Annotated in this window: 7 protein-coding genes; 3 read left to right on the plus strand and 4 right to left on the minus strand. The window is 34.6% G+C overall.

The window, feature by feature from the left end:
- Positions 1-246: 246 nt before the first annotated feature.
- The 3 genes from DNK84_RS09305 (at position 247) to lpxC (ending at position 2,327) form a co-directional block, all read left to right on the plus strand.
- Complete coding sequence (locus DNK84_RS09305) at positions 247-621, plus strand: MbcA/ParS/Xre antitoxin family protein (protein ID WP_119344255.1); 375 nt, start codon at positions 247-249, stop codon at positions 619-621.
- On the plus strand, positions 608-1,345 hold the full coding sequence (locus DNK84_RS09310; RefSeq protein WP_162902346.1) for an RES family NAD+ phosphorylase: 738 nt from the start codon (positions 608-610) through the stop codon (positions 1,343-1,345). Before DNK84_RS09305 ends, DNK84_RS09310 begins: the two co-directional genes overlap by 14 nt.
- A 115-nt stretch (positions 1,346-1,460) precedes the next feature.
- Entirely contained in the window at positions 1,461-2,327 is an 867-nt protein-coding gene (lpxC, locus tag DNK84_RS09315) for a UDP-3-O-acyl-N-acetylglucosamine deacetylase (RefSeq protein WP_119344257.1), read from the plus strand.
- A gap of 2 nt (positions 2,328-2,329) precedes the next feature.
- Here lpxC and dnaN read toward each other — a convergent pair whose 3' ends face one another.
- The 4 genes from dnaN to thiS all read right to left on the minus strand — a co-directional run bounded on the left by dnaN (position 2,330) and on the right by thiS (position 6,573).
- Positions 2,330-3,445 carry a DNA polymerase III subunit beta gene (gene dnaN, locus DNK84_RS09320; protein ID WP_119344258.1) on the minus strand — a complete coding sequence of 372 codons (1,116 nt, stop codon included), beginning with the start codon at positions 3,443-3,445 and terminating at the stop codon, positions 2,330-2,332.
- A gap of 20 nt (positions 3,446-3,465) precedes the next feature.
- A complete protein-coding gene (dnaA, locus tag DNK84_RS09325; protein ID WP_119344259.1) occupies positions 3,466-4,983 on the minus strand; it encodes a chromosomal replication initiator protein DnaA in 1,518 nt (505 codons plus the stop codon).
- Between the two features lie 596 nt (positions 4,984-5,579).
- A complete protein-coding gene (locus tag DNK84_RS09330) occupies positions 5,580-6,356 on the minus strand; it encodes a thiazole synthase (RefSeq protein WP_119344260.1) in 777 nt (258 codons plus the stop codon).
- A gap of 4 nt (positions 6,357-6,360) precedes the next feature.
- A complete protein-coding gene (thiS, locus tag DNK84_RS09335) occupies positions 6,361-6,573 on the minus strand; it encodes a sulfur carrier protein ThiS (protein ID WP_119344261.1) in 213 nt (70 codons plus the stop codon).
- Positions 6,574-6,692: the final 119 nt, after the last annotated feature.

A 6,692-nucleotide genomic window follows, 5' to 3' on the forward strand; every position in this document is an offset into this window, starting at 1 on the left:
GAATGGATAAAATGCTATTGTAACTTTGTCAAATTAGAATGGTATGTTAAATTCATTATTCTAAAGCAATTTGTATGCTTTAGAACCAATAAGAATGGTAACTTATATTTTGATACAATGAGGTCATTAAAAATCAGAACCTTGGTAACCGTTTCTTTTGATTCAATACGCCTGTCAAAATTGCAATCTTTACTTTTTCAATATTTTTTAATATAATTTCTTTAAGAAACAATAGGAGAAAATGTTATGACCGCCTTAAGCATAGCAAATGATAGTGCAATCATTGCAAAGTCTCTGGAGAATGCCTCAAAACTATATGGCATTTCTCAAGCTGACATTGCAAAGGTACTGCATATGAGTAACTCAGCTTTCAGTAAAGCAAAAAATCAAAACTCAAACTCTTTTTCCCCTGACACAATAACAGGTGAGCTTGCATTGTATTTTATTAAAATAATCAGGTCATTAGATGCAATATATGGTGGCAATGAAGAAATTTGTAAAAAGTGGCTAACCAATAATAATAATGACTTTGATGGTAAGAAACCATTGGAATTAATGAGATCAGTCAAAGGTCTGGTATTTATTATGAACTACTTGGATTATTATCGTGGGCGAGTTTGATTTCATCAAAAAACACATACAATTATGCGAGCGGTTAACGGTCTACAGAAGTATTGAAACACAAAATAATGCATCAACACTTAAGCTTACAGAAGGTAATGTCCAAGAGCAGGAACGCCTTGAGCAGCTGCTTGAAGAAAAAGCAAAGCCGCAAACTGAATATACAAATTACCATTATTTAATTTATACACCATTTAGATATCCACCATTAAAACATGGCTCACGGTTTGGATCCATGTATGAAAAATCATTGTGGTATGGATCCACCAACAAAGAAACAGCATTAGCTGAATCTGCTTTCTATCTTTTTAACTTCAACAGACAAGCTAATATAGAAAATACATTGTATTTTGAAAGAACTGTATTTTCGATACAATGTAATATTAATAAGTTTCTTGACCTTACTAAAATTAGGAAACTTAACCAAAAACGATTAACTTCAAAAGGCAACTATGCATATCCCCAAAAGCTTTCAAAGGCTATGCGTGAAATTGATATAGAAGCATTTTTATATGAATCGGCTAGAAATGCTGGCAATAAGAATTTTGCTGCATATACACCAGAAGTTTTTAAAAAAAACACATTGAAAGTAATGCCTGCCTATATTGGTGTATTTACACCAAAAGAAATAACCTATAAGTCAACCATTTACCATGATGAAGTTTTTAGTTACCCGATAGAATCTTTTTTCCATGATAATACCCTCCCAAACATCCCAAAATAAAAAAGAAAGCTTTGCGCTTAGAACAAACTTGTCATGATATTGAAAAATAATTTGTCGTTGATCGTAATATCCGCTACGATAATCATTATTCTGTACAAATTTCATTTAATGACGAATGACATCTCATTTACAACAGACAATAAAACAACCTGTCACGATCAAAGGTATTGGCTTACATTCAGGCGCTGAGGTCACGATGGTCTTAAAGCCAGCAGAAACAGATTCAGGTATTATCTTTCGCCGAATCGATCTGTCACCTGCTGCTGATATTAAAATCACACCCTTTAATATTACTGAAGCGGTGATGTGCACATTGCTTGTACATCCTGATAATCAAAAGGTTTCGGTTTCAACGATCGAACATTTAATGTCCGCACTTTGTGTGTTTAAAATTGATAATTTAATTATTGAGCTTGACGCTGCTGAACTTCCTGTAATGGATGGCAGTAGTGCACCTTTTGTTGATTTTCTTGAAAATACGGGTATTCAACAGCAAGACAAGCCTCGAAAAATTATTAAAGTTTTAAAGCCGGTTAAAGTACAAGAAGATGATAAATTTGCTGAAGTAACACCCTCACAACACACCCATTATCGATTTGAGATAAAATGGGATCATCCAGTTATCGCCAAAACGCCTCATGTTGCTGAGTTTTCAGGCCAAAAACAAGAATATATTGATCATATTTGTCAGGCGCGAACGTTTGGTTTTGTCAAACAATTAGATTACTTACATGCTAATAATCTTGCCAAAGGTGCAAGCTTAGATAATGCAGTAGGTATAACTGATAACGGCGTTGCCAATAAAGATGGCCTACGCTATCCCGATGAGTTTGTAAAACATAAACTTCTTGATGCTATTGGGGATTTTTACGTTGGAGGTGCTATTATCGGCTACTTTAACTGTTATAAATCAGGTCATACGTTGAATAACAAATTGCTTCGTACTTTATATCAGGATAAATCTGCCTGGTGTTATCTGTAATTCTACAGCCTAATTGGACTGACAACATACTGGCTTTTTGTAGTGTCATCCTTAATAAGAAGGCTCATTGCAGGGGTATCAAAATACAAATCAACGTTTTCTGCATCTAATACATTAACACTATCCAATAAATAACCCACATTAAAACCAATCTCCATTGGTTGATCGTGATATTTAACCGCTATCTGGTCTTGAGCTTCTTCATACTCAGGATTGTTTGCTGAAAGCATTAACTCATTATGACCAAGTTTTAATCTAACACCACGATATTTTTCATTAGAAAGAATAGCCGTTCTTATAAGCGCTTGTTTTAGCTCAACACGATTGGCAATCAATACGCGGTTGTTATTTTGTGGAATCACGCGTGTGTAATCGGGATAACGTCCATCAATAAGCTTTGAGGTAAATTGATAGTTTGGTAAAACTATTTTAAAGTAATTTTTGCCGATTTGGATCTCAATGTCAGTATCATCTTGTGCAACAAGTATTTTCTGAATCTCATTAATTGCTTTTCGAGGAACAATCATCTGAACACAGTCTAAGTAGGTGTTCTCAATGGTTAACTCTGAGCTTGCCATACGATGTCCATCTGTTGCAATAGCCTTAAAACTTTCTCCTTCAATCTCCCAAAGCATACCATTGAGAAAGTAACGTACATCATTATTTGCCATGGCAAATTGTACGCGTTTAATCACTTGCGAAAGACTTGACATTGGCATTTTAAACATCGATTTTCCTGTGTCTTCTTCCATAATAGGGAAAGACTCTGTATTCAGTGAAGATAAGGTAAACCTGCTCATACTTGATTTGATAACAACGCGGTTATCCATATCTTGAATAATATCTACCAGAGCACCATCAGGTAGATTTCGGATAATATCCATTGTTTTTCTTGCAGGTAAGGTAATACAACCATCACTTGCTTCAGACTCAGGTGAAAGCGCTATCTTTGCTAAAACTTCAGTTTCCAAATCAGAAGATTTTAATGTCAAATTACCCTCTTTTACCCAACATAAAATAAAACTTAAAATAGGCATTGTATGCTTTTTATCCGCAATAGTCACGACCGAATGCAATGGTTTTAATAAGTCTTCTTTTGTCAGCGTACATTTCATCATTTTGTTTTCACTCCCTCACGCTAATGTGCTAATTTGCGTGATAAATTTTGATAATCATCTTGTAAATCCACATTACTAACAAGCAGTTTTTTTATTGTTCTAACCGCATGTAGCACAGTGGTGTGATCTCGTCCACCAAAAAAACCGCCAATCTCAGGTAAACTGTGGTTGGTAAACTCTTTGGCCAAAGCCATAGCAACCTGTCTTGGCCTGGCAACATCACGTGATTTTTGTTTTGATAATAAATCCGTTACTTTAATGTTATAATAATCAGCAACAACACGCTGAATATTATCAATTTTTACAATTTTTTCCTGGATAGAAATAACATCTTTTAAACATTCATAAGCCAGTTTTTCATCAATTGCCTTTTTATTGAATTGCGCATAATTTAATACTCGACGCAAAGCACCTTCAAGCTCTCGAACGTTGGATCGAATGTGCTTGGCCATAAACAAGGCAACATTTTGATCAATCGGCTTGCCAAACTGCGTTGCTTTATGTAACAAAATAGCGCTTCTGGTTTCAAGATCCGGCATATCTATTGTCACCGTTAACCCATAACCAAACCTGGAGACCAAGCGCTCTTCCAGTTTTGGAATTTCCTTTGGATATTTATCACATGACAACACGACCTGTTTGCCATTTTCCAACAACGTGTTAAACGTATGGAAAAATTCTTCTTGTGATCCTGATTTTCCAGCGATAAATTGGATATCATCTACCAATAAAACGTCAACTGATCGATAGAAGTTTTGAAATTCATCACCTGAATGCAGACGCACGGCATCAACATAATCCTTAACAAATCGCTCTGAAGTAACATATAGTACTTTCGAGTGAGGATTATTATGTAAAACATAGTTTCCAATCGCGTGCATTAAATGCGTTTTACCTAAACCACTGCCACCATAAATAAATAAAGGGTTATAAGCTAATCCTGGATTCACGGACACCTGCATCGCAGCGGCTCTGGCAACTTCGTTTGCTTTACCAACAACAAAATTATCAAAACTAAACTCTTTTTTTAATGGCGAGCCAAAATCAACATTCTTTTTTCTTTTAGGTAAGGCAAGTGCTTCATCAAAACCATATAGTTCATTGGAAGCACCTACTAAATTTGTATCAATATCAGGCTCAGCTTCAATTACATCAACAGCTGTATCTGATTGATGCTTTGGTTGATAAGAAGAAATCGTTTTTGTGAACAAATCAGTCTGTGGACCAACCGTTGATGTCGGTGTTTGCAACTTATTTTCTTGTAAATTATCTACATATGACGTTTTTTGCTGAAACTGTTGCGCTTTTTCTACCAAAAATTCCACAATAAGGTAGTCATTATTTTTTACTTTTTTTAAAACATCCACAATTTTTTGTTTATATTTTGATTTTATCCAGCTGTGGAAATACTGATTTGGTGTAAACACTGTGAATAAATTGCCTTGATCACTGACTTTCAAAGGTTCTATCCAAATTCTAAATTCTTGTTCTGAAACAATGTTCTTTAAATGATCTAAGCACTGTTGCCAAAAATTCATATGCCTTTTTTCCTTTAAAATTCAGTGACTTACACTTTTATCCTAAATAAAAATGTAGCAACAAATCGTGTTTGACCTTCATACTAAGTGATTATATCAAACGAATATTAACATGCAATATCTCTACATCACAACTGTGGATAACTCTGTGAATAACAATGTTGATAAACTGTTAATTTCCTTGTGTATAACTTTGTTTATAACTTTGTTGATTCCGTTGTGGATATTTTAAAATAGAAAGAGGCATATTCTTTTTAAAAAAGTTATCCACACACTATTCTTGAGTTATACACATTCTAATACACAAACTTATACACAAGTTAAACAAGGTCTTTATTATGTTTTGTTTTATTCTATCCACAGGAAAGTGCATTCTAATAACAAAAAAAACAAATAAAAGGAAATATCTTATATATATAGAAAAAAAGTGAATCCAGTTTAAAAGTGTGGATGAAATTTTATTTTTCTTTTCAATCTATAAACAAAATAATGTTTGCGTTATAATGTTTCCACAAGATAAAAAGAAAAAGGATTGCCCTGTGGAAAGTAGAGCCGTTTATCAGAACGTTAGGAATTTATGTGTGGATATTCAAGGGCTATTGCCAAAATGGCGTATCCTCTAGATTGGTGCTACTTTGTGCAAACGCTCTTTTTGGCATTCTTTTTGCCTGATAAGCGAGCTTTCCAGATTTTATAGACAAATCAAAAGCTTTTGCCATTGTTACAGGATCATCAGCTAAAGCAATAGCGCTATTGAGTAAAACACCATCAAAACCAAGCTCCATTGCTTTTGTTGCATCAGATGGTGTTCCAATACCTGCATCAACGATTAATGTGATATCTGGAAAACGCTGTCGAAGCAATTTAAAAGCCTCAGGGTTATTTATTCCTTGTCCACTGCCAATATAGGACCCAAGTGGCATTAAAACGCGACAGCCTAATTGTACAAGCCTTTGACACACAATTAAATCATCATTGCAGTAAGGCAAAACCTTAAAACCATCTTCAATTAGCATTTCACAAGCTTTCAGTAATTCAAAAACATCAGGTTGTAATGTGTGCTTATCTCCAATAACTTCAAGCTTAATATAATCTGTTTTAAAAATTTCTCTTGCTGCTTTTGCAATCATTCGTGCTTCATCAGCAGTGCGACAGCCAGCTGTATTTGGTAAGACTTTACAACGGGTTTGTTGAATGTGCTGCCAGAAAAAATTATTTTTACCACCGGTTAATTCTCGTTTTAAAGAAACGGTTACCATATCAACATTACTTGTTTGTATAGCCTTACGCATAACATCTAAATTTGGATAAAGTGCCGTACCTAAAATCATTGAATTTGTTAGGTTCTCACCATAAATATTAAGCCCTGTCATCAACTTATCCTCCTTGCATAGGTGTCAATATATCAACCTGATCACCTTCCTTTAGTAAGTGCTGATGATATTTTCCTTTGCTGATAATATTTTTATTTAGCGCTACAGCGCTATAGCCTAACTGAACACCCAAGCCGTCGATAAGATCTTGCAGGCTTGTGTTATTATTGAATTGTTGTTTTTCACCATTAACGATAATTTCAAGTCGAGTAGACATCTCTGTTTCTCCTATTTATAATTTAAATTTTAAACATAATGTGAGAAAGCATGATGCCCCTCACAGAACCGTACTTGTAGATTTCCCACATACGGCTCTTCAATTTAACTCACTGAACC

Origin of the sequence: Facilibium subflavum, assembly GCF_003574485.1 — a bacterium.
Taxonomy (GTDB): Bacteria; Pseudomonadota; Gammaproteobacteria; order Francisellales; family Francisellaceae; genus Facilibium; species Facilibium subflavum.